Here is a 22,954-nt window from a genome sequence, read left to right on the forward strand (position 1 = left end):
TTGCCTAAAGGGCTGAATCAGCCTTGTTTTTTAGTAACAGCTTCGACGATGTGCGCCGGAGCCGTATCATATTTTTTGAATTCCATAGAGTAGCTTGCGCGACCCTGAGACATGGAACGGACGTCGGTCGCATAACCGAACATCTCACCCAGCGGAACTTCGGCACGAATTACTTTGCCGGAGACCGTGTCTTCCATACCCAAGATCATGCCGCGACGACGATTCAAGTCGCCCATCACGTCACCCATATAGTCTTCAGGCGTAACAACCTCTACCGCCATGATCGGCTCAAGCAACACACCGCCACCTTTGGTAGCCAGTTGCTTGGTAGCCATGGAAGCAGCCACCTTAAACGCCATCTCGTTGGAGTCGACGTCGTGGTAAGAACCATCAAAAACGGTCGCCTTCAGGCCGATCAGCGGATAGCCGGCCACAACGCCGTTCTTCATCTGCTCTTCGATACCCTTCTGGATAGCCGGGATGTATTCCTTTGGAACCACACCACCAACCACTTCGTTCACGAATTGCAGACCTTCCTGACCTTCGTCAGCAGGAGCAAAGCGAATCCAGCAATGACCGAACTGGCCACGACCACCGGATTGACGAACGAACTTGCCTTCGATTTCGCAGTTCTTCGTGATCTTCTCACGATAGGAAACCTGAGGCTTACCGATGTTGGCTTCGACGTTGAACTCACGGCGCATCCGGTCAACCAGGATGTCCAGGTGCAACTCGCCCATGCCGGAGATGATCGTTTGACCAGTCTCTTCATCAGTCTTGACGCGGAAAGATGGATCTTCCTGAGCAAGTTTGCCCAGTGCGATACCCATTTTTTCCTGGTCATCCTTCGTCTTAGGCTCAACGGCAACCGAAATAACCGGCTCCGGGAAGTCCATGCGAACCAGGATGATTGGCTTGTCAGCGGAGCACAGAGTGTCACCAGTGGTGACGTCCTTCATGCCGATCAAGGCCGCGATGTCACCAGCGCGTACTTCCTTGATTTCTTCACGGGTGTTTGCGTGCATTTGCACCATACGACCCACGCGCTCTTTCTTGCCTTTAACCGAGTTGATCACGCCGTCGCCGGAGCTCAACACGCCCGAGTAAACACGAGCAAAGGTCAAAGTACCCACGAATGGGTCGGTAGCGATCTTGAACGCCAGAGCCGAGAACGGCTCGCTGTCGTCTGCGTGACGCTCCATTTCAACAGTCTCGTCATCCGGGTCAGTACCCTTGATGGCAGGAATGTCGACTGGTGCAGGCAGGTAGTCGATAACGGCGTCGAGAACCAGGGGAACACCCTTGTTCTTGAAGGAAGAACCGCAAACAGCCAGAACGATTTCGCCAGCGATAGTACGCTGACGCAGAGCGCCCTTGATTTCCGCGATGGTGAGTTCCTCACCTTCGAGGTACTTGTTCATCAGCTCTTCGCTGGCTTCGGCAGCAGCCTCAACCATGTTGCTGCGCCACTCTTCAGCCAGTTCCTGCAGTTCTGCAGGGATAGCTTCGCGACGTGGAGCCATGCCTTTGTCGGCATCGTCCCAATAGACCGCTTCCATGTTGATCAGATCGATCTGACCCTGGAAGTTGTCTTCAGCACCGATAGCCAATTGGATCGGCACCGGGGTGTGACCCAGACGCTTTTTGATCTGATCGACTACACGCAGGAAGTTTGCGCCAGCACGGTCCATCTTGTTTACGTAAACAAGACGTGGAACGCCGTATTTGTTGGCCTGACGCCATACGGTTTCCGACTGCGGCTCAACACCCGAAGTACCACAGAACACAACAACCGCGCCATCGAGTACGCGCAAGGAGCGCTCTACTTCAATGGTGAAGTCAACGTGGCCCGGGGTATCGATGATGTTGAAGCGATACTTGTCGAACTGCTTTGTAGAGCCCGACCAGAAAGCCGTGGTTGCAGCGGAGGTGATAGTGATACCACGCTCCTGCTCCTGCACCATCCAGTCCATGGTCGCGGCGCCGTCATGCACCTCGCCCATTTTGTGGTTTACGCCAGTGTAAAAAAGGACGCGCTCGGTGGTGGTGGTTTTACCAGCATCCACGTGGGCAACGATACCGATGTTACGGTAGCGGTTAATCGGAGTAGTACGAGCCATAAAGCCCTCGCAAAATTAGTGACGCTAAAATTAGAAGCGGTAGTGCGAGAAAGCCTTGTTGGCTTCAGCCATACGGTGCACGTCTTCACGCTTCTTAACTGCAGCACCTTTACCTTCAGCAGCGTCCAACAGTTCGCCAGCCAAACGCAGAGCCATAGACTTCTCGCCGCGCTTACGGGCGAAGTCTACCAACCAGCGCATTGCCAGGGCGTTACGACGGGACGGACGAACTTCGACCGGAACCTGGTAAGTAGCACCACCTACACGGCGCGACTTTACTTCGACCAGCGGAGCGATGGCGTCGAGAGCTTTCTCGAAGATTTCCAGGGGATCGCTGTTCTTGCGTTCTTTAACCTTGTCCAGCGCGCCATAAACGATACGCTCGGCAACGGCTTTCTTGCCGCTTTCCATTACGTGGTTCATGAACTTGGCCAGGATTTGGCTTCCGTATTTTGGATCGTCAAGCACTTCGCGCTTGGCTGCTACGCGTCTTCTTGGCATGGATAAGCCCTCAAACGGTCTTCAGGTTCGCTCGGAATCGGTGCCCTTTCGGGACGCCTCCGACCTTACTCTTATCGACTCAGAAAAATAGAAAAATCAGTTTTTACAAAAAGCCGCTACTACTTAGGCTTCTTGGTACCGTACTTCGAACGACCCTGGTTACGACCTTTAACGCCGGAAGTATCCAAAGAACCGCGTACGGTGTGGTAACGAACGCCTGGCAAGTCTTTTACACGACCGCCACGGATCAGTACCACGCTGTGCTCTTGCAGGTTGTGGCCTTCACCGCCGATGTACGAGGAAACCTCGAAACCGTTGGTCAGGCGCACACGGCATACTTTACGCAGTGCCGAGTTAGGTTTTTTCGGCGTGGTGGTATACACACGGGTGCATACGCCACGACGTTGCGGGCAGTTCTGCAGCGCAGGCACGTCGGATTTCTCGACGATACGCTTACGCGGCTGACGTACCAGCTGGTTGATAGTTGCCATCTACTAGCTCCACTGTTGTCTTGCGACGCTATTGTCTTGCAAGAAAAGCAAAATGGCAGGAACGAATTCCCGCCAAATTTAGGGGTACAAGAGTCTAAAGAGGATCTTGTCCCCAGTCAAGGCAAGGCCCCGACCTCCCCGCTCATCCAACCTCGACAAATTGTCTCGATTCGATGAGCGGGGCCGCCAGGGCCTCACGCTTATTACTACAGAACTCAGTTACCGCTCGAGTTCAGTGCTTCGGTCAGTGCAGCTTCCACTTCACTGGCGCTTACGCGCAACGGTTTGTCAGCATCACGGCGGCGCTTGCGCTCACTGTGATAAGCCAGACCGGTACCAGCCGGGATCAGACGACCCACGACCACGTTTTCTTTCAGGCCGCGCAGGTAATCGCGCTTGCCGGTTACCGCCGCTTCGGTCAGTACACGGGTGGTTTCCTGGAAGGAAGCCGCCGAGATGAACGATTCGGTGGACAACGACGCCTTGGTGATACCAAGCAGCACGCGAGTGAACTTGGAAACGAATTTCTCGTCGCCAGCCAGACGCTCGTTCTCTACCAGAACGTGAGTCAATTCCATCTGATCGCCCTTGATGAAACTGGAATCGCCGGATTCAGCGATTTCAACTTTACGCAGCATCTGACGCAGGATGGTCTCGATGTGCTTGTCGTTGATCTTCACGCCTTGCAGACGGTAAACGTCCTGGATCTCGTTAACGATGTACTTGGCCAGCGCACTCACACCCAGCAGACGCAGGATGTCGTGTGGATCGCTCGGGCCGTCGGAGATAACTTCGCCGCGGTTTACCTGTTCGCCTTCGAAGACGTTCAGGTGACGCCACTTCGGAATCAGCTCTTCGTACGGATCGCTACCGTCATTCGGGGTAATGACCAGACGGCGCTTGCCTTTGGTCTCTTTACCGAACGCGATGGTGCCGCTGACTTCAGCCAGAATCGAGGCTTCTTTCGGACGACGAGCTTCGAACAAGTCGGCAACACGCGGCAGACCACCGGTGATGTCACGAGTCTTCGAAGTCTCTTGCGGAATACGAGCGATAACGTCACCGATCGCGATTTTCGCACCGTCCGCCACGCCGACCAAGGCGTTGGCAGGCAGGAAGTACTGAGCAATTACGTCGGTACCCGGCAGCAAGAGATCCTTGCCGTTGTCATCAACCATCTTCACAGCAGGACGGATATCTTTACCGGCAGCTGGACGGTCTTTGGCGTCGAGTACTTCAATGTTGGTCATACCGGTCAATTCGTCAGTCTGACGCTTGATCGTGATGCCTTCTTCCATGCCCACGTAGGTCACGGTACCTTTCATTTCGGTAACGATTGGGTGAGTGTGCGGATCCCACTTGGCCACGATTGCGCCGGCGTCGACCTTGTCACCTTCTTTAACCGAAATCACAGCACCGTACGGCAGCTTGTAACGCTCGCGCTCACGACCGAAGTCATCAGCGATTGCCAGCTCACCGGAACGGGACACAGCAACCAGGCAACCATCCACTCGCTCAACATGCTTCAGGTTGTGCAGACGGACGGTACCGCCATTCTTCACCTGAACGCTGTCAGCTGCGGAGGTCCGGCTTGCCGCACCACCAATGTGGAACGTACGCATGGTCAGCTGGGTACCCGGCTCACCGATGGACTGGGCAGCAATTACGCCGACCGCTTCACCGATGTTCACCTGGTGACCACGAGCCAGGTCACGGCCGTAGCACTTGGCGCAAATGCCGTAGCGGGTTTCGCAGCTGATCGGCGAACGCACGATCACTTCGTCGATGCTGTTCAGCTCGATGAACTCGACCCACTTCTCGTCTACCAGCGTGCCAGCAGGAACGATGATTTCTTCGGTACCTGGCTTGAACACGTCACGGGCAATGACACGACCCAATACGCGCTCACCCAACGGCTCAACAACGTCACCGCCTTCAATGTGCGGAGTCATTACCAGGCCATGTTCGGTGCCGCAATCGATCTCGGTCACAACCAGATCCTGCGCCACGTCTACCAGACGACGAGTCAGGTAACCGGAGTTCGCAGTTTTCAACGCGGTATCCGCCAAACCTTTACGAGCACCGTGAGTGGAGATGAAGTACTGAAGTACGCTCAAACCTTCACGGAAGTTCGCAGTAATCGGCGTTTCGATGATGGAACCGTCCGGCTTGGCCATCAGGCCACGCATACCGGCGAGCTGACGGATCTGCGCAGCAGAACCCCGTGCGCCCGAGTCGGCCATCATGTACATCGAGTTGAAGGATTCCTGGTCGACTTCGACGCCATGACGGTCGATGACTTTCTCTTTCGAGAGGTTGGCCATCATCGCCTTGGAAACTTCGTCGTTCGCCTTGGACCAAAGGTCGATCACTTTGTTGTACTTCTCGCCCTGGGTTACCAGGCCGGAGGCGTACTGACTTTCGATCTCTTTCACTTCGTCGGTAGCAGCACCGATGATGCGGGCTTTTTCATCCGGGATAACGAAGTCGTTAACACCGATGGAAACGCCGGAAATGGTCGAATAGGCAAAACCGGTGTACATCAACTGGTCAGCGAAGATCACGGTCTCTTTCAAACCAACCACGCGGTAGCACTGGTTGATCAGCTTGGAGATCGCCTTTTTCTTCATCGGCTGGTTGACGACGTCGTACGACAGGCCAGGTGGTACAACCTGGAACAACAGCGCACGGCCGACAGTGGTGTCGACGATACGGGTGTTCTTGACGCTGCCACCATCACGATCGTTGACGGTTTCGTTGATCCGCACTTTGACCTTGGCGTGCAGTGCGGCTTCGCCGGCACGGAACACACGGTCAACTTCTTGCAGGTCCGCGAACACACGACCTTCGCCCTTGGCGTTGATCGCTTCACGAGTCATGTAGTACAGACCCAATACAACGTCCTGCGACGGAACGATGATTGGCTCACCGTTGGCTGGCGACAGAATGTTGTTGGTCGACATCATCAACGCACGCGCTTCCAACTGGGCTTCCAGTGTCAGCGGTACGTGCACGGCCATTTGGTCGCCGTCGAAGTCGGCGTTGTACGCAGCACAGACCAGAGGGTGCAGCTGGATAGCCTTACCTTCGATCAGTACTGGTTCAAATGCCTGGATACCTAGACGGTGAAGGGTCGGTGCACGGTTGAGGAGAACCGGGTGTTCGCGGATGACTTCAGCGAGAACGTCCCAAACTTCCGGCAGCTCGCGCTCGACCATCTTCTTGGCTGCTTTGATGGTGGTAGCGAGACCACGCATTTCCAGCTTGCCGAAAATGAACGGTTTGAACAGCTCGAGAGCCATTTTCTTCGGCAGACCGCACTGGTGCAGACGCAGGGTCGGACCTACGGTAATTACCGAACGACCGGAGTAGTCAACACGCTTACCGAGCAAGTTCTGACGGAAACGACCTTGTTTACCCTTGATCATGTCAGCCAGGGATTTCAGAGGACGCTTGTTGGAACCGGTGATAGCGCGGCCACGACGACCGTTGTCGAGCAGTGCGTCGACGGCTTCCTGCAACATACGCTTTTCGTTGCGCACGATGATGTCCGGAGCGGACAGATCAAGCAGGCGCTTCAAGCGGTTGTTACGGTTGATCACTCGACGATACAGATCGTTGAGGTCGGAAGTCGCGAAGCGACCGCCATCCAGCGGGACCAGTGGACGCAGATCTGGCGGCAGAACCGGCAGAACGGTCAGCACCATCCATTCTGGAAGGTTGCCGGAACCCTGGAAGGCCTCCATCAACTTCAGACGCTTGGACAGCTTCTTGATTTTAGTTTCGGAGTTGGTTTGCGGAATTTCTTCACGCAGACGGCCAATCTCGTGCTCCAGATCGATCGCGTGCAGCAGCTCACGGACAGCTTCGGCACCCATGCGGGCATCGAAATCGTCGCCAAACTCTTCCAGCGCTTCGAAGTACTGCTCGTCGTTGAGCAGCTGACCTTTTTCAAGGGTGGTCATGCCTGGATCGATAACGACATAGCTCTCGAAGTAGAGAACGCGTTCGATATCACGCAGGGTCATGTCCATCAGCAAGCCGATACGGGACGGCAGCGATTTCAGGAACCAGATGTGGGCTACTGGCGAAGCCAGTTCGATGTGCGCCATGCGCTCACGACGAACTTTGGCCAGCGCGACTTCAACGCCGCACTTCTCGCAGATCACACCACGGTGCTTCAAGCGCTTGTACTTACCGCACAGGCACTCGTAATCCTTTACCGGGCCAAAGATCTTGGCGCAGAACAGGCCGTCACGCTCAGGTTTGAACGTACGGTAGTTGATGGTTTCCGGCTTTTTAACTTCACCGAACGACCACGAACGGATCATCTCAGGCGATGCCAATCCAATACGGATGGCGTCGAACTCTTCGACTTGACCCTGGTTTTTCAGCAAATTCAGTAGGTCTTTCAAGGCCTTTCCTCCTGGCGGAGCAGAGAGCGGGCAATCCTGCCCCGCTCTCGATTCGCGTCACGTGTTATTCGGTTTCCAGATCGATATCGATGCCGAGGGAACGAATTTCCTTGATCAACACGTTGAAAGACTCGGGCATGCCCGGCTCCATACGGTGATCGCCATCCACGATGTTTTTGTACATCTTGGTACGGCCGTTCACATCGTCCGACTTCACTGTGAGCATTTCTTGCAGAGTGTAAGCAGCACCGTATGCTTCCAGTGCCCAGACCTCCATCTCCCCGAAACGCTGACCACCGAACTGCGCCTTACCACCCAGCGGCTGCTGGGTAACCAGGCTGTACGAACCAGTAGAACGAGCGTGCATCTTGTCGTCTACCAAGTGGTTCAGCTTCAGCATGTACATGTAGCCAACAGTAACCGGGCGCTCGAACTTGTTGCCGGTACGGCCGTCAGTCAGCTGCATCTGGCCGCTTTCTGGCAGGTCTGCCAGTTTCAGCATGGCCTTGATTTCGCTTTCCTTGGCACCGTCGAACACTGGAGTGGCCATTGGAACGCCGCCACGCAGGTTCTTCGCCAGATCCAGGATTTCCTGGTCGGAGAAGCTATCCAGATCTTCGTTACGACCGCCGATCTGGTTGTAGATCTCGTCGAGGAATTTACGAAGCTCAGCGACTTTGCGCTGCTCTTCGATCATCCGGTTGATCTTCTCGCCCAAACCTTTAGCCGCGAGGCCGAGGTGGGTTTCAAGGATCTGACCAACGTTCATACGCGAAGGTACGCCCAACGGGTTGAGGACGACGTCGACCGGGGTGCCATTGGCATCGTGCGGCATGTCTTCAACCGGCATGATCACGGAGACCACACCTTTGTTACCGTGACGACCGGCCATCTTGTCGCCCGGCTGGATGCGGCGACGGATTGCCAGGTAAACCTTGACGATTTTCAGCACGCCTGGAGCCAGGTCATCGCCCTGCTGCAGTTTGCGCTTCTTGTCTTCGAACTTGTCGTCCAGCAGACGGCGGCGATCAACGATGTAGGCCTGAGCCTTCTCGAGCTGCTCGTTCAGAGCATCTTCAGCCATGCGCAGTTTGAACCACTGGCCATGCTCAAGACCGTCGAGAACTTCGTCGGTGATTTCCTGACCTTTCTTCAGACCGGCGCCGCCTTCGGCTTTGTGGCCGACCAGAGCGGAACGCAGACGTTCGAAAGTGGCGCCTTCAACGATACGGAACTCTTCGTTCAGGTCCTTGCGGATCTCGTCGAGTTGAGTCTTCTCGATCGACAGTGCACGAGCATCACGCTCAACGCCGTCACGGGTGAAGACCTGTACGTCGATGACGGTACCCTTGGTGCCGGTAGGCACACGCAGGGAGGTGTCTTTAACGTCGCTGGCTTTTTCACCGAAGATGGCACGCAACAGCTTCTCTTCCGGAGTCAGTTGGGTCTCGCCTTTCGGAGTGACCTTACCAACCAGGATGTCGCCTGCGCCAACTTCAGCACCTACGTAAACGATACCGGCTTCGTCCAGCTTGTTCAGTGCAGCTTCACCCACGTTCGGGATGTCTGCAGTGATTTCCTCTGGCCCAAGCTTGGTGTCACGTGCCACACAGGTCAGTTCCTGAATGTGGATCGTGGTAAAGCGATCTTCTTGAACAACTCGTTCCGACAGGCAGATGGAGTCTTCGAAGTTGTAACCGTTCCAGGCCATGAACGCGATGCGCATGTTCTGACCCAGCGCCAGTTCACCCATGTCGGTGGACGGACCGTCAGCCATGATGTCGCTGCGCTGAACCCGATCACCTTTACGCACCAGCGGACGCTGGTTGATGCAGGTGTTCTGGTTGGAGCGGGTGTATTTGGTCAGGTTGTAGATGTCGACACCAGCTTCACCGGTTTCAACTTCATCATCAGCAACACGAACCACGATACGGCTGGCATCAACGGAGTCGATCACGCCGCCGCGACGAGCCACGACGCAAACGCCGGAGTCACGAGCTACGTTACGCTCCATACCGGTACCGACCAACGGCTTGTCAGCGCGCAGGGTGGGTACAGCTTGACGCTGCATGTTCGAACCCATCAACGCACGGTTGGCGTCATCGTGCTCGAGGAACGGGATCAGCGACGCTGCAACCGAAACTACCTGCTTCGGCGATACGTCCATCAAGGTGACGTCTTCCGGCGCCTTGACGGTGAACTCGTTCAAGTGACGAACAGCTACCAGTTCGTCGATCAGCATTTTCTTGTCGTTCATCGTGGCCGAAGCCTGAGCGATCACGTGATCAGCTTCTTCGATGGCGGACAGGAACACGATCTCGTCGGTGACCAGAGCGTCTTTCACCACACGGTACGGGCTTTCGAGGAAGCCGTACTGGTTGGTGCGCGCATAGGCGGCCAGGGAGTTGATCAGACCGATGTTCGGACCTTCCGGCGTTTCAATCGGGCATACACGACCGTAGTGAGTCGGGTGTACGTCACGAACTTCAAAGCCAGCACGCTCACGAGTCAAACCGCCAGGGCCGAGTGCAGAAACACGACGCTTGTGGGTGATCTCGGACAGCGGGTTGTTCTGGTCCATGAACTGGGAAAGCTGGCTGGAACCGAAGAACTCTTTCACCGCCGCAGCCACTGGCTTGGCGTTGATCAGGTCTTGCGGCATCAGGCCTTCGCTTTCAGCCATCGACAGACGCTCTTTGACCGCACGCTCAACACGCACCAAGCCAACGCGGAACTGGTTTTCGGCCATTTCGCCTACGCAGCGAACACGACGGTTACCCAGGTGGTCGATGTCATCGACGATGCCTTTACCGTTACGGATGTCGACCAGAGTCTTCAGGACCGCGACGATGTCTTCTTTGCACAACACGCCCGAACCTTCGATCTCGGTACGACCGATACGACGGTTGAACTTCATCCGGCCGACCGCAGACAGGTCATAGCGCTCAGGGCTGAAGAACAGGTTGTTGAACAGGGTCTCGGCAGCGTCTTTGGTTGGCGGCTCGCCTGGACGCATCATGCGATAGATCTCGACCAGCGCTTCCAATTGGTTGCTGGTGGAGTCGATCTTCAGAGTATCGGAGACGAACGGACCGCAGTCGATATCGTTGGTGTACAGAGTTTCGATGCGAACAACCTGGGACTTGGCGATTTTCGCCAGGATCTCGGTGTTCAGCTCAGTGTTGCACTCTGCCAGGATTTCGCCGGTTGCCGGATGCACGATGACCTTGGCTGTAGTGCGACCCAGGACGTAGTCCAGAGGCACTTGCAGCTCTTTGATCCCGGCTTTTTCCAGCTGGTTGATGTGGCGAGCAGTGATACGACGACCTTGCTCGACAATAACCTTGCCTTTGTCATCCAGGATATCCAGGACAGCAATTTCACCACGCAGGCGCTGAGGCACCAGTTCCAGGCTGAGGTTTTCACCCTGCACGTGGAAGACGTTGGTGGTGTAGAACGCGTCGAGCACTTCTTCAGTGGTATAGCCGAGCGCGCGCAGCAGTACCGATGCAGGCAGCTTGCGACGACGGTCGATACGCACGAATACGCAGTCTTTCGGGTCGAACTCGAAGTCCAGCCACGAACCGCGGTAAGGAATGATCCGCGCCGAGTACAACAGTTTGCCGGAGCTGTGCGTCTTGCCGCGGTCGTGGTCGAAGAACACGCCCGGGGAACGGTGCAGCTGGGAAACGATTACACGCTCGGTACCGTTGATTACGAAGGTACCGTTCTCAGTCATCAGGGGGATTTCACCCATGTAGACTTCTTGCTCTTTGATGTCCTTGATCGCTTTGTTCGACGATTCTTTGTCGAAAATGATCAGGCGCACTTTTACCCGCAAAGGTACGGCGTAAGTTACACCGCGCAATACGCATTCTTTGACATCAAATGCCGGTTCGCCCAGGCGATAACCGACGTACTCCAGCGCAGCATTGCCGGAGTAGCTGATGATCGGGAAAACGGATTTGAAGGCCGCATGCAGGCCCACGTCGCGGAACTGATCTTTAGTCGCTCCCGCTTGCAAGAATTCACGATACGAATCCAGCTGGATGGCCAGGAGGTACGGCACATCCATGACGTCCGGCAACTTGCTAAAGTCCTTGCGGATACGTTTTTTCTCAGTATATGAGTAAGCCATCAGCGTTCCCCAGCTTGGTCACCTGCTTGTTTGGCCCCTCCCGACGGGAGCAGCCAGAAAATCGTGCAAACCCCATGGTTTGCGCCACCGCATCGGGTGGTTACAGCTCGTTATCGACACCGACCCAGTCGGCTGCCAATAACGGAAAAAGGCCGGTGGCAAGAGCCACCAGCCATCAGCCTTTCGCTTAACGCTCGGGCTGGAGACGCAAAGTCGATGCTTACTTCAGCTCGACTTTAGCGCCTGCTTCTTCCAGAGTGGCTTTGGCTTTGTCAGCTGCGTCTTTCGAAACAGCTTCCAGAACCATGCCAGGAGCGCCGTCAACTACAGCCTTGGCTTCTTTCAAGCCCAGACCGGTCAGTTCACGTACTGCCTTGATCACGTTAACTTTCTTCTCGCCAGCTTCCAGCAGCATGACGTTGAATTCAGTTTGTTCTTCAACAACGGCAGCGACAGCAGCTGGACCAGCGGAAGCAGCGGCAGCGGAAACGCCGAACTTCTCTTCCATGGCCTTGATCAGCTCAACGATTTCCAGAACGGATTTTTCGCCGATTGCTTCGATGATTTGGTCGTTAGTCAGAGACATGACTATAAATTCCTGTATTGGGGTGACAGCCTACGCGGCCATCGAAATAAACAATAAACGCTGAAAGGAGTCGCTCAGCCTTAGGCTGCGGCAGCTTCTTTCTGGTCGCGAAGAGCCGCCAGAGTACGAGCCAATTTGCTGGTTGCGCCTTGAATCACGCTCATCAGCTGAGAAATTGCTTCGTCACGGGTCGGCAGGCTTGCCAGTACGTCGATCTGATTAGCTGCGAGGAACTTGCCCTCGAACGCAGCTGCCTTGATCTCGAACTTATCCTGACCTTTTGCGAACTCTTTGAAGATACGGGCAGCAGCGCCCGGATGATCTTTGGAGAATGCAATCAAGGTCGGGCCGGTGAACACGTCGTTGAGCACGTCATATTGAGTGCCAGCAACGGCGCGCTTGAGCAGGGTGTTACGTACAACACGTACGTATACGCCAGCTTCACGAGCCTCTTTACGGAGTCCGGTCATAGCGCCTACTGTTACGCCACGGGCATCAGCCACGACAGCGGACAGAGCAACTTGGGCAGCCTTGTTGACTTCAGCGACGATGGCCTTCTTGTCTTCAAGTTTAATTGCCACGGGAAAAACTCCTGCTTGTTACCGTTTCATCCAACCGAGGCCAGATGTCGTTTTGGTGTCTGATTCGGTAAGGAACCGGGAGCACCATCTGCGTAGGCTTGAGGTTTAAGACTTGCGTCGCCTACGGTCTTGGATAGCCCCCGCCAGGCAGGGACCCCAATCTTTCAATTGGCGCAATCGCTTGCGCCAACCTGTGTCTTACGCGTCGAGCGAGCCTTGGTCGATGACCAGACCTGGACCCATGGTGGTGCTCAGGGTAACGCGCTTGACGTAAATACCTTTCGAGGAAGCTGGCTTGATACGCTTCAGATCAGCGATCAGGGCTTCAACGTTTTCCTTCAGCTTGACGGCGTCGAAACCGACCTTGCCAACGGAGGTGTGGATGATGCCGTTTTTGTCGGTGCGATAACGAACCTGACCAGCCTTGGCGTTTTTAACCGCGGTAGCTACGTCTGGGGTTACGGTGCCGACTTTAGGGTTAGGCATCAGGCCACGTGGGCCGAGGATCTGACCCAACTGACCCACAACGCGCATTGCATCCGGGGATGCGATAACTACGTCATAGTTCAGGTCGCCGCCTTTCATTTCGGCAGCCAGATCGTCCATACCTACACGGTCAGCGCCGGCAGCCAAAGCGGCCTCAGCAGCCGGACCCTGGGTGAACACAGCAACGCGAACAGTCTTGCCAGTGCCGTGTGGCAGCACAGTAGCGCTACGAACGACCTGGTCGGATTTACGCGGGTCAACACCCAAGTTTACAGCAACGTCGAACGACTCGCTGAACTTGACAGTCGACAGCTCAGCCAGCAGAGCGGCAGCGTCTACAAAGTTGTAGGACTTGCCTGCTTCGATTTTGCCGGCGATAGCCTTTTGACGCTTGGTCAACTTAGCCATTACACACCCTCCACGTTAAGGCCCATGCTACGAGCAGAACCGGCGATAGTACGCACGGCCGCGTCCATATCAGCTGCAGTCAGATCCGCGTTTTTGGTTTTCGCGATTTCTTCCAGCTGAGCACGGGTAACGGTGCCAACCTTAACGGTGTTCGGACGAGCGGAACCGCTAGTCAGACCAGCAGCCTTCTTCAGCAGAACCGAAGCAGGTGTGGATTTGGTTTCGAAAGTGAAGCTACGGTCGCTGTAGACAGTGATGATCACTGGAGTCGGCAGACCTGGCTCAATACCCTGAGTACGGGCGTTGAAAGCCTTGCAGAATTCCATGATGTTCACGCCGTGCTGACCCAGAGCAGGACCAACAGGTGGGCTTGGGTTAGCCTGAGCGGCTTTCACTTGCAGCTTGATGTAAGCGGTAATCTTCTTGGCCATGAGGCACTCCAATTACGGGTTCGAACGCCTCGAAAGGCTCCCCGGTTACTTGCGCGTTTATCCCAGTGACGACAAAACCCCACAGCCTAGGGCTGCGGGGTTGGGATGCTTGCCCAGCTAGACCTTTTCGACCTGGCTGAACTCTAACTCTACCGGAGTAGAGCGACCGAAAATGAGCACTGCCACTTGGATCCGGCTCTTCTCGTAGTTAACTTCTTCGACCGTGCCAGTAAAATCGGCAAACGGACCGTCGTTAACGCGCACCGACTCGCCTGGCTCGAACAACGTCTTCGGCTTCGGCTTGTCACTACCATCAGCGACGCGACGCAGAATCGCTTCTGCCTCTTTATCTGTGATTGGCGCAGGCTTATCAGCGGTACCGCCAATGAAACCCATCACCCGAGGAGTATCCTTGACCAAGTGCCAAGTACCCTCATTCATATCCATCTGAACCAGCACATAACCTGGGAAGAACTTGCGCTCGCTTTTGCGTTTCTGGCCATTACGCATTTCAACCACTTCTTCAGTGGGAACCAGAATTTCGCCGAAGCCATCTTCCATGCCAGCCAGCTTTACGCGCTCTACCAACGAGCGCATGACATGCTTCTCGTAACCGGAGTAAGCATGCACAACGTACCAACGCTTAGCCACGGGACACCCTTAGCCGACAATCAAGGAAACAAGCCAGCCGAGCAGGGAATCAAGCCCCCACAACAGCAACGCCATAACCAGAACAACAGCCACAACAATCAACGTGGTCTGCGTGGTTTCTTGGCGAGTTGGCCATACGACTTTACGAATCTCGGTGCGAGCTTCCTTAACCAGTACAAAGAAAGACTTGCCCTTGACTGTCTGCAGGCCTACAAAGGCAGCTACAGCAGCAATGACAAGCAAAGCGAGTACGCGGTACAGGATCGGCGAAGCAGAGTAATACTGATTGCCAACAACGCCAACAACCACCAAAGCGACTACTACTAGCCACTTGAGCAGATCGAAGCGAGAGCCTTGAGCTTCAGCCTTAGGAGTCATCTATGAAGATCCTGTGAAAAGAAAGCCAGACACACCAAGTGAATCTGGCAGGTCAGGAGGGAATCGAACCCCCAACCTACGGTTTTGGAGACCGTCGCTCTGCCAATTGAGCTACTGACCTAAAACAAAATCAGGCCGACCATTATGCCGGCCCGAAAAAGACATTACAACAATTTACTCGATAACCTTAGCTACGACACCAGCGCCGACGGTACGACCGCCTTCACGGATAGCGAAACGCAGACCATCTTCCATTGCGATGGTTTTGATCAGAGTGACGGTCATTTGAACGTTGTCACCCGGCATCACCATCTCAACACCTTCTGGCAGCTCGCAGTTACCAGTCACATCAGTCGTACGGAAGTAGAACTGTGGACGATAGCCCTTGAAGAATGGCGTATGACGACCACCCTCCTCCTTGCTCAGAACGTAAACCTCAGCAGTGAACTTGGTATGCGGCTTGACGGTGCCCGGCTTGACCAGAACCTGGCCACGCTCAACATCATCACGCTTGGTACCACGCAGCAAAACGCCGCAGTTCTCGCCAGCACGACCTTCGTCGAGCAGCTTGCGAAACATTTCAACACCAGTGCAAGTAGTTTTGACAGTGTCACGAAGACCAACAATCTCAACTTCTTCCTGAATGCGAACAATGCCACGCTCAACACGACCAGTCACAACAGTACCGCGACCGGAGATCGAGAATACATCCTCGATCGGCATCAGGAACGGCTTATCAATAGCGCGCTCAGGCTGCGGAATGTAGCTATCCAGAGTCTCGACCAACTTCTTGACGGCAGTGGTGCCCATCTCGTTATCGTCTTGACCGTTCAGCGCCATCAGCGCCGAACCAATGATGATCGGAGTGTCATCACCTGGGAAATCGTAAGCGCTCAGCAGGTCGCGCACTTCCATCTCAACCAACTCCAGCAGCTCAGCATCGTCAACCATGTCAGCCTTATTCAGGAAGACAACGATGTACGGAACGCCAACCTGACGGGACAGCAGGATATGCTCACGGGTTTGCGGCATCGGACCATCAGCGGCCGAGCAAACCAGAATCGCACCATCCATCTGGGCAGCACCGGTAATCATGTTTTTTACGTAGTCGGCGTGACCAGGGCAGTCAACGTGTGCGTAGTGACGCACGGCCGAATCGTACTCAACGTGAGCGGTGTTGATGGTAATACCACGAGCTTTTTCTTCAGGGGCGCTATCGATCTTGTCGAAGTCGACCTTTGCCGAACCGAAAACCTCGGAACAAACACGGGTCAAGGCTGCAGTCAGAGTGGTTTTACCGTGGTCGACGTGACCAATAGTACCAACGTTGACGTGCGGCTTATTACGTTCGAACTTTTCCTTAGCCATCAAAATCACCCCCAGGAGAAGAATTGAGCAGGTCAAACAAGCCATTAAAACAAAGGCAGATATTTTCATATCTGCCTTGTTATATGGAGCTCTTGAGCGGATTTGAACCGCTGACCTCACCCTTACCAAGGGTGTGCTCTACCAACTGAGCTACAAGAGCGTAACGCTGTGCAGGATCTGCAAACTTGGAGCGGGTAGCGGGAATCGAACCCGCATCATCAGCTTGGAAGGCTGAGGTTCTACCACTAAACTATACCCGCGAGCTTGCAGCTCTCGCTAAAAATGGTGGAGGGGGAAGGATTCGAACCTTCGAAGTCGTAGACGTCAGATTTACAGTCTGATCCCTTTGGCCGCTCGGGAACCCCTCCTAAGCGAGCCGGCATTCTATATCATGCCGGCCTTCTGTCAAGCATTTTCTCATTAAAAACCTGAGGTTAGCTGCGTTGACGTCGCCTTGCTGCGTTAACCATCAAAGGTCTTCACTGCGAAGCGGGCGCCATTCTATGCAAACTATTCGACGGGTGCAACCCCCTCGCACGGCATTATTTTATGTTTTAACTCATTGAATTCTCTAGAAAGGTTTTTCAGCTGCGAGTCATCGAGCCAGCGCCGGCTTTCTGGTGCCACACGCACCCAGTAACCATCAGACTCGGCGGGAGCCTTCAGCAAGGACTCGAACTTGATTTCCATACCGCTCAATCGCCGCTCGACCGCCTGAATCGCTTCCTGACGAGCAAAACCACCCAGATAGAGGCAACCATCGTCTGCCTGGGAAGGCTTTCCTTTATCACGAGCCGCGTCAGTCGTCTCACTCAACAAGCGAATATCCTGCTGCGAACCCCGATACAAACTCAAAGGGGTTACGTCCTTTGCACGCAAAGGAGCCTCTTGTTGGTGCCAGATGTAATAGAACACATTGAGAACAAGCAGCAGCAGAAACAACCAACGCATAGAAACCTCAGGACAAGGGGCATGCCATAGCCAAGCCTACAAACACCAGATCGGGAACCACCCTGGCCTCAGGCACGATTTCGGAAACCAGGTCTGCATCTCCTCCAGTAAGGAACACAGTAAAGTCGTCTCCCCAATAGCTACGCGCAAGCTCTAGCTGTGTCAGGACAAAGCCTCTTAGCATCAACGAGCACCCCCGCTCGACCGCTTCGACAGTTGTCCGACCAGGGATAAGACTTTCCAGAGCGCGCTCGGCTGCCAGATCACCATAACGAATTCTACGGGTGTGGGTACGCAATTGGTTTCGCATCAGCGGCATACCCGGGCATATGAATCCTCCGAGATGCTCTCCATCCCTGGAGATGAAGTCCGCAGTAACAGCCGTACCAAAATCAAGCACAAGGCACGCGCCCGAGGCCAGATGGAACCCCCCAAGCATCGCCAGCCAACGGTCGAGTCCTAACCGCTCGAACTCATCATAGCCATTGCGAACCCCGGACATTTCACGGGACGGTTCTGCACATACCACTGAAACACCAAAAGCTTCTGTCAGCAGAAAAATCAGCGCACTGGTTTCTTCAGCGGTCCTGACACTCACCAACCGACAAAACTTGAGAGCGAGCCCCTTGAGCGCTTTCAGGCTCTCCAGCAAAGCGAGATCCGAATCAACGACTCCCTCGCCAACCACCCGCCAAACATCAGCGTCGAGCACACGCCACTTAATGAAACTGTTTCCGCAGTCGAGCTCAAGAATCATCACGCAACCTCAGGCTGAGCTCACCACCACTAAAGACTTTTTCCACACCACCCACCTTCAAGCGCAGAGCACCCTGACTATCAATACCCAGCACTTCGCCATCTATATGGTTAACACCAGCGATCAACGACACGGCCCGCCCCTGCCAGAGATGATTTTGCTCCCACTCTGCCTGGATAGCTGAAAATCCGTCGACTTGATGACGACACAGATATGCCTGGAGCATCGCGCCCAACTCCCCGACCAAATGATTTCGATCAAACACTTTGCCCGACTCGAGCCGCATGGACGTCCACTGCTGATCTACCTCATCGGTAATCTGCATGTTCACATTAATCCCCACACCCAGCACAACGTGACACACATCGGCAGGATCCCCCACCAGCTCGAGCAATATCCCGGCAATCTTTTTCTGACCAACCAGGACGTCGTTGGGCCACTTCAATCCAGCCCCCGAAATACCAAGCTCTCGCAAGGCCTGCATGACGGCGAGCCCAACAACTAGACTCAAGCCTTCCAGCTGACGCATTCCACCGTCAATACGCAGCACTAGGCTGTAATAGATGTTTTCCGCGAATGGGCTCGCCCATTTTCGTCCACGCCGCCCGCGACCTGCGGTTTGCCGTTCGGCAAGCACCAGAAAGGGGGCCGCCTGACCCCGCTCTATGGCACGCAGAGCCTCGGCATTAGTGGAGTCAATTGAATCGAAAACCAGGATGGGCCAATTACAAGAAGGCGCCCGCTCTCTTATCTCGACAGGATCAAGCAGCGTCAATGGCGCAGCCAGTTGATAGCCGCGCCCCCGCACCTTATGAATGGATAATCCCAGCTCAGCTTCCAAATGCTGAAGCTGCTTCCAAACGGCGCTACGACTGACACCCAAGGCAACACCCAGGGCCTGACCCGAATGGAATCGGCCATCTTTAAGAAGCTTTAACAACGTCAGCATGCAAGTCTCGCCTCACAATGAGGTCCGCATGATAGCCATGCCCCGCGCCATTGCATAGAAACCCTACAGGTCAGTTTTCCTGCGGACAAAACAAAACCCCTACCTGCATACGCAGATAGGGGTTTCGGAATTTAATCTTGACGATGACCTACTCTCACATGGGGAAACCCCACACTACCATCGGCGATGCATCGTTTCACTGCTGAGTTCGGGATGGGATCAGGTGGTTCCAATGCTCTATGGTCGTCAAGAAATTCGGTAGCCAGGTCGTGGGCCTTTGCAGGTTCACGCTCCAGCGAATGGGTATGCGATAGGTTGGTGTTTTGTGAGTATCTCGAACTTTCGGTTCGTGTCGTCTTCACACACCGCAATCTGCTGCTCTTTATTAAGGAGCCGACGCAAATTGCTTGGGTGTTATATGGTCAAGCCTCACGGGCAATTAGTATTGGTTAGCTCAACGCCTCACAGCGCTTACACACCCAACCTATCAACGTCGTAGTCTTCGACGGCCCTTCAGGGGACTCAAGGTCCCAGTGAGATCTCATCTTGAGGCTAGTTTCCCGCTTAGATGCTTTCAGCGGTTATCTATTCCGAACATAGCTACCCGGCAATGCCACTGGCGTGACAACCGGAACACCAGAGGTTCGTCCACTCCGGTCCTCTCGTACTAGGAGCAGCCCCTCTCAAATCTCAAACGTCCACGGCAGATAGGGACCGAACTGTCTCACGACGTTCTAAACCCAGCTCGCGTACCACTTTAAATGGCGAACAGCCATACCCTTGGGACCGGCTTCAGCCCCAGGATGTGATGAGCCGACATCGAGGTGCCAAACACCGCCGTCGATATGAACTCTTGGGCGGTATCAGCCTGTTATCCCCGGAGTACCTTTTATCCGTTGAGCGATGGCCCTTCCATACAGAACCACCGGATCACTAAGACCTACTTTCGTACCTGCTCGACGTGTCTGTCTCGCAGTCAAGCGCGCTTTTGCCTTTATACTCTACGACCGATTTCCGACCGGTCTGAGCGCACCTTCGTACTCCTCCGTTACTCTTTAGGAGGAGACCGCCCCAGTCAAACTACCCACCATACACTGTCCTCGATCCGGATAACGGACCTGAGTTAGAACCTCAAAGTTGCCAGGGTGGTATTTCAAGGTTGGCTCCACGCGAACTGGCGTCCACGCTTCAAAGCCTCCCACCTATCCTACACAAGCAAATTCAAAGTCCAGTGCAAAGCTATAGTAAAGGTTCACGGGGTCTTTCCGTCTAGCCGCGGATACACTGCATCTTCACAGCGATTTCAATTTCACTGAGTCTCGGGTGGAGACAGCGCCGCCATCGTTACGCCATTCGTGCAGGTCGGAACTTACCCGACAAGGAATTTCGCTACCTTAGGACCGTTATAGTTACGGCCGCCGTTTACCGGGGCTTCGATCAAGAGCTTCGCGTTAGCTAACCCCATCAATTAACCTTCCGGCACCGGGCAGGCGTCACACCCTATACGTCCACTTTCGTGTTTGCAGAGTGCTGTGTTTTTAATAAACAGTCGCAGCGGCCTGGTATCTTCGACCGGCATGGGCTTACGCAGTAAATGCTTCACCCTCACCGGCGCACCTTCTCCCGAAGTTACGGTGCCATTTTGCCTAGTTCCTTCACCCGAGTTCTCTCAAGCGCCTTGGTATTCTCTACCCAACCACCTGTGTCGGTTTGGGGTACGGTTCCTGGTTACCTGAAGCTTAGAAGCTTTTCTTGGAAGCATGGCATCAACCACTTCGTCACCCAGAGGGTAACTCGTCATCAGCTCTCGGCCTTAGAATCCCGGATTTACCTAAGATTCCAGCCTACCACCTTAAACTTGGACAACCAACGCCAAGCTGGCCTAGCCTTCTCCGTCCCTCCATCGCAATAACCAGAAGTACAGGAATATTAACCTGTTTTCCATCGACTACGCTTTTCAGCCTCGCCTTAGGGACCGACTAACCCTGCGTCGATTAACGTTGCGCAGGAAACCTTGGTCTTTCGGCGTGGGTGTTTTTCACACCCATTGTCGTTACTCATGTCAGCATTCGCACTTCTGATACCTCCAGCAAGCTTCTCAACTCACCTTCACAGGCTTACAGAACGCTCCTCTACCGCATCACCTAAGTGATACCCGTAGCTTCGGTGTATGGTTTGAGCCCCGTTACATCTTCCGCGCAGGCCGACTCGACTAGTGAGCTATTACGCTTTCTTTAAAGGGTGGCTGCTTCTAAGCCAACCTCCTAGCTGTCTAAGCCTTCCCACATCGTTTCCCACTTAACCATAACTTTGGGACCTTAGCTGACGGTCTGGGTTGTTTCCCTTTTCACGACGGACGTTAGCACCCGCCGTGTGTCTCCCATGCTCGGCACTTGTAGGTATTCGGAGTTTGCATCGGTTTGGTAAGTCGGGATGACCCCCTAGCCGAAACAGTGCTCTACCCCCTACAGTGATACATGAGGCGCTACCTAAATAGCTTTCGAGGAGAACCAGCTATCTCCGAGCTTGATTAGCCTTTCACTCCGATCCACAGGTCATCCGCTAACTTTTCAACGGTAGTCGGTTCGGTCCTCCAGTTAGTGTTACCCAACCTTCAACCTGCCCATGGATAGATCGCCCGGTTTCGGGTCTATTCCCAGCGACTAGACGCCCTATTAAGACTCGCTTTCGCTACGCCTCCCCTATTCGGTTAAGCTCGCCACTGAAAATAAGTCGCTGACCCATTATACAAAAGGTACGCAGTCACCCAACAAAGTGGGCTCCCACTGCTTGTACGCATACGGTTTCAGGATCTATTTCACTCCCCTCTCCGGGGTTCTTTTCGCCTTTCCCTCACGGTACTAGTTCACTATCGGTCAGTCAGTAGTATTTAGCCTTGGAGGATGGTCCCCCCATATTCAGACAAAGTTTCTCGTGCTCCGTCCTACTCGATTTCATGACTAAGAGATTTTCGCGTACAGGGCTATCACCCACTATGGCCGCACTTTCCAGAGCGTTCCGCTAATCTCAAAGCCACTTAAGGGCTAGTCCCCGTTCGCTCGCCACTACTAAGGGAATCTCGGTTGATTTCTTTTCCTCAGGGTACTTAGATGTTTCAGTTCCCCTGGTTCGCCTCTTAAGCCTATGTATTCAGCTTAAGATAACCATCTTATGATGGCTGGGTTCCCCCATTCAGACATCTCCGGATCAAAGTCTGTTTGCCGACTCCCCGAAGCTTTTCGCAGGCTACCACGTCTTTCATCGCCTCTGACTGCCAAGGCATCCACCGTATGCGCTTCTTCACTTGACCATATAACCCCAAGCAATCTGGTTATACTGTGAAGACGACATTCGCCGAAAATTCGCAATTTAACTCACAAATTTTACCTTAGCCTGATCCCACACCAGTGAAAGTGTGGTCCAGTCTATCTTTCTATCACATACCCAAATTTTTAAAGAACGATCTAGCCAAAGACTAGAAATCAACATTCACCATCTCAACGATGGAATGCTCATTTCTAAGCTTTCAACAAACAGAAGCAGTAGTGGTGGAGCCAAACGGGATCGAACCGTTGACCTCCTGCGTGCAAGGCAGGCGCTCTCCCAGCTGAGCTATGGCCCCGTATTACTACAGGTTCCCACACAAAATTGGTGGGTCTGGGCAGATTCGAACTGCCGACCTCACCCTTATCAGGGGTGCGCTCTAACCAACTGAGCTACAGACCCAATTTCGGGCTGCTTCT

The 22,954-nt window shown here is 54.3% G+C and carries 15 protein-coding genes, 6 tRNA genes and 2 rRNA genes; all 23 read right to left on the reverse strand.

Features of this window, described 5'->3' with window-relative positions; translation table 11 throughout:
• Positions 1–17: 17 nt before the first annotated feature.
• Complete coding sequence (fusA, locus tag ACYZTW_RS30160; protein ID WP_462002932.1) at positions 18–2,120, reverse strand: elongation factor G; 2,103 nt, start codon at positions 2,118–2,120, stop codon at positions 18–20.
• A gap of 30 nt (positions 2,121–2,150) precedes the next feature.
• Positions 2,151–2,621, reverse strand: a complete 471-nt coding sequence (rpsG, locus tag ACYZTW_RS30165) for a 30S ribosomal protein S7 (RefSeq protein WP_010490886.1) — start codon at positions 2,619–2,621, stop codon at positions 2,151–2,153.
• Positions 2,622–2,740: 119 nt separating this feature from the next.
• Positions 2,741–3,112: a 30S ribosomal protein S12 gene (gene rpsL, locus ACYZTW_RS30170; RefSeq protein ID WP_002555494.1), complete on the reverse strand. Its 372-nt coding sequence runs from the start codon at positions 3,110–3,112 to the stop codon at positions 2,741–2,743.
• A 215-nt stretch (positions 3,113–3,327) separates the two neighbouring features.
• A complete protein-coding gene (rpoC, locus tag ACYZTW_RS30175) occupies positions 3,328–7,527 on the reverse strand; it encodes a DNA-directed RNA polymerase subunit beta' (RefSeq protein ID WP_007896632.1) in 4,200 nt (1,399 codons plus the stop codon).
• A gap of 64 nt (positions 7,528–7,591) precedes the next feature.
• On the reverse strand, positions 7,592–11,665 hold the full coding sequence (gene rpoB / locus ACYZTW_RS30180; protein ID WP_462002933.1) for a DNA-directed RNA polymerase subunit beta: 4,074 nt from the start codon (positions 11,663–11,665) through the stop codon (positions 7,592–7,594).
• Between the two features lie 220 nt (positions 11,666–11,885).
• Positions 11,886–12,251, reverse strand: coding sequence for a 50S ribosomal protein L7/L12 (gene rplL / locus ACYZTW_RS30185; RefSeq protein ID WP_010467258.1), 366 nt, complete (start codon positions 12,249–12,251; stop codon positions 11,886–11,888).
• Positions 12,252–12,331: 80 nt separating this feature from the next.
• On the reverse strand, positions 12,332–12,832 hold the full coding sequence (gene rplJ, locus ACYZTW_RS30190; protein ID WP_008145489.1) for a 50S ribosomal protein L10: 501 nt from the start codon (positions 12,830–12,832) through the stop codon (positions 12,332–12,334).
• A gap of 198 nt (positions 12,833–13,030) precedes the next feature.
• On the reverse strand, positions 13,031–13,726 hold the full coding sequence (gene rplA, locus ACYZTW_RS30195) for a 50S ribosomal protein L1 (RefSeq protein ID WP_007896626.1): 696 nt from the start codon (positions 13,724–13,726) through the stop codon (positions 13,031–13,033).
• Positions 13,726–14,157 carry a 50S ribosomal protein L11 gene (rplK, locus tag ACYZTW_RS30200; protein ID WP_003210097.1) on the reverse strand — a complete coding sequence of 144 codons (432 nt, stop codon included), beginning with the start codon at positions 14,155–14,157 and terminating at the stop codon, positions 13,726–13,728. The genes rplA and rplK overlap by 1 nt, the downstream gene beginning before the upstream one ends.
• A gap of 117 nt (positions 14,158–14,274) precedes the next feature.
• Positions 14,275–14,808 carry a transcription termination/antitermination protein NusG gene (nusG, locus tag ACYZTW_RS30205; protein WP_007896622.1) on the reverse strand — a complete coding sequence of 178 codons (534 nt, stop codon included), beginning with the start codon at positions 14,806–14,808 and terminating at the stop codon, positions 14,275–14,277.
• Positions 14,809–14,817: 9 nt separating this feature from the next.
• Complete coding sequence (secE, locus tag ACYZTW_RS30210) at positions 14,818–15,186, reverse strand: preprotein translocase subunit SecE (protein ID WP_007896620.1); 369 nt, start codon at positions 15,184–15,186, stop codon at positions 14,818–14,820.
• A gap of 45 nt (positions 15,187–15,231) precedes the next feature.
• Positions 15,232–15,307 (reverse strand) — tRNA-Trp (locus ACYZTW_RS30215).
• 53 nt (positions 15,308–15,360) lie between these two features.
• Positions 15,361–16,554, reverse strand: coding sequence for an elongation factor Tu (gene tuf / locus ACYZTW_RS30220; RefSeq protein WP_019693885.1), 1,194 nt, complete (start codon positions 16,552–16,554; stop codon positions 15,361–15,363).
• An 84-nt stretch (positions 16,555–16,638) separates the two neighbouring features.
• A tRNA-Thr gene (locus ACYZTW_RS30225) sits at positions 16,639–16,714 on the reverse strand.
• Positions 16,715–16,740: 26 nt separating this feature from the next.
• Positions 16,741–16,814, reverse strand: a tRNA-Gly gene (locus ACYZTW_RS30230).
• A 23-nt stretch (positions 16,815–16,837) separates the two neighbouring features.
• Positions 16,838–16,922, reverse strand: a tRNA-Tyr gene (locus ACYZTW_RS30235).
• 142 nt (positions 16,923–17,064) lie between these two features.
• Entirely contained in the window at positions 17,065–17,505 is a 441-nt protein-coding gene (locus ACYZTW_RS30240; protein ID WP_462002935.1) for a hypothetical protein, read from the reverse strand.
• A 7-nt stretch (positions 17,506–17,512) separates the two neighbouring features.
• A complete protein-coding gene (locus ACYZTW_RS30245) occupies positions 17,513–18,262 on the reverse strand; it encodes a pantothenate kinase (RefSeq protein WP_462002936.1) in 750 nt (249 codons plus the stop codon).
• Positions 18,252–19,211: a bifunctional biotin--[acetyl-CoA-carboxylase] ligase/biotin operon repressor BirA gene (gene birA / locus ACYZTW_RS30250; RefSeq protein ID WP_462002937.1), complete on the reverse strand. Its 960-nt coding sequence runs from the start codon at positions 19,209–19,211 to the stop codon at positions 18,252–18,254. Before birA ends, ACYZTW_RS30245 begins: the two co-directional genes overlap by 11 nt.
• A gap of 135 nt (positions 19,212–19,346) precedes the next feature.
• A 5S ribosomal RNA gene (rrf, locus tag ACYZTW_RS30255) occupies positions 19,347–19,462 on the reverse strand.
• 167 nt (positions 19,463–19,629) lie between these two features.
• A 23S ribosomal RNA gene (locus ACYZTW_RS30260) occupies positions 19,630–22,521 on the reverse strand.
• A gap of 236 nt (positions 22,522–22,757) precedes the next feature.
• Positions 22,758–22,833 (reverse strand) — tRNA-Ala (locus tag ACYZTW_RS30265).
• A gap of 27 nt (positions 22,834–22,860) precedes the next feature.
• Positions 22,861–22,937 (reverse strand) — tRNA-Ile (locus ACYZTW_RS30270).
• Positions 22,938–22,954: the final 17 nt, after the last annotated feature.

The sequence above is a fragment of the Pseudomonas sp. LB3P25 genome (genome assembly GCF_054897985.1).

What these genes read in the sequence shown, in the direction of transcription:
- fusA (WP_462002932.1), bottom strand. Translation starts at nt 2,120, where the DNA reads ATGGCTCGTACTACTCCGATTAACCGCTACCGTAACATCGGTATCGTT.
- rpoB (WP_462002933.1), bottom strand. Translation starts at nt 11,665, where the DNA reads ATGGCTTACTCATATACTGAGAAAAAACGTATCCGCAAGGACTTTAGC.
- secE (WP_007896620.1), bottom strand. Translation starts at nt 15,186, where the DNA reads ATGACTCCTAAGGCTGAAGCTCAAGGCTCTCGCTTCGATCTGCTCAAG.
- rplL (WP_010467258.1), bottom strand. Translation starts at nt 12,251, where the DNA reads ATGTCTCTGACTAACGACCAAATCATCGAAGCAATCGGCGAAAAATCC.
- rplK (WP_003210097.1), bottom strand. Translation starts at nt 14,157, where the DNA reads ATGGCCAAGAAGATTACCGCTTACATCAAGCTGCAAGTGAAAGCCGCT.
- rpsL (WP_002555494.1), bottom strand. Translation starts at nt 3,112, where the DNA reads ATGGCAACTATCAACCAGCTGGTACGTCAGCCGCGTAAGCGTATCGTC.
- rplA (WP_007896626.1), bottom strand. Translation starts at nt 13,726, where the DNA reads ATGGCTAAGTTGACCAAGCGTCAAAAGGCTATCGCCGGCAAAATCGAA.
- birA (WP_462002937.1), bottom strand. Translation starts at nt 19,211, where the DNA reads ATGCTGACGTTGTTAAAGCTTCTTAAAGATGGCCGATTCCATTCGGGT.
- tuf (WP_019693885.1), bottom strand. Translation starts at nt 16,554, where the DNA reads ATGGCTAAGGAAAAGTTCGAACGTAATAAGCCGCACGTCAACGTTGGT.
- rpsG (WP_010490886.1), bottom strand. Translation starts at nt 2,621, where the DNA reads ATGCCAAGAAGACGCGTAGCAGCCAAGCGCGAAGTGCTTGACGATCCA.
- ACYZTW_RS30245 (WP_462002936.1), bottom strand. Translation starts at nt 18,262, where the DNA reads ATGATTCTTGAGCTCGACTGCGGAAACAGTTTCATTAAGTGGCGTGTG.
- ACYZTW_RS30240 (WP_462002935.1), bottom strand. Translation starts at nt 17,505, where the DNA reads ATGCGTTGGTTGTTTCTGCTGCTGCTTGTTCTCAATGTGTTCTATTAC.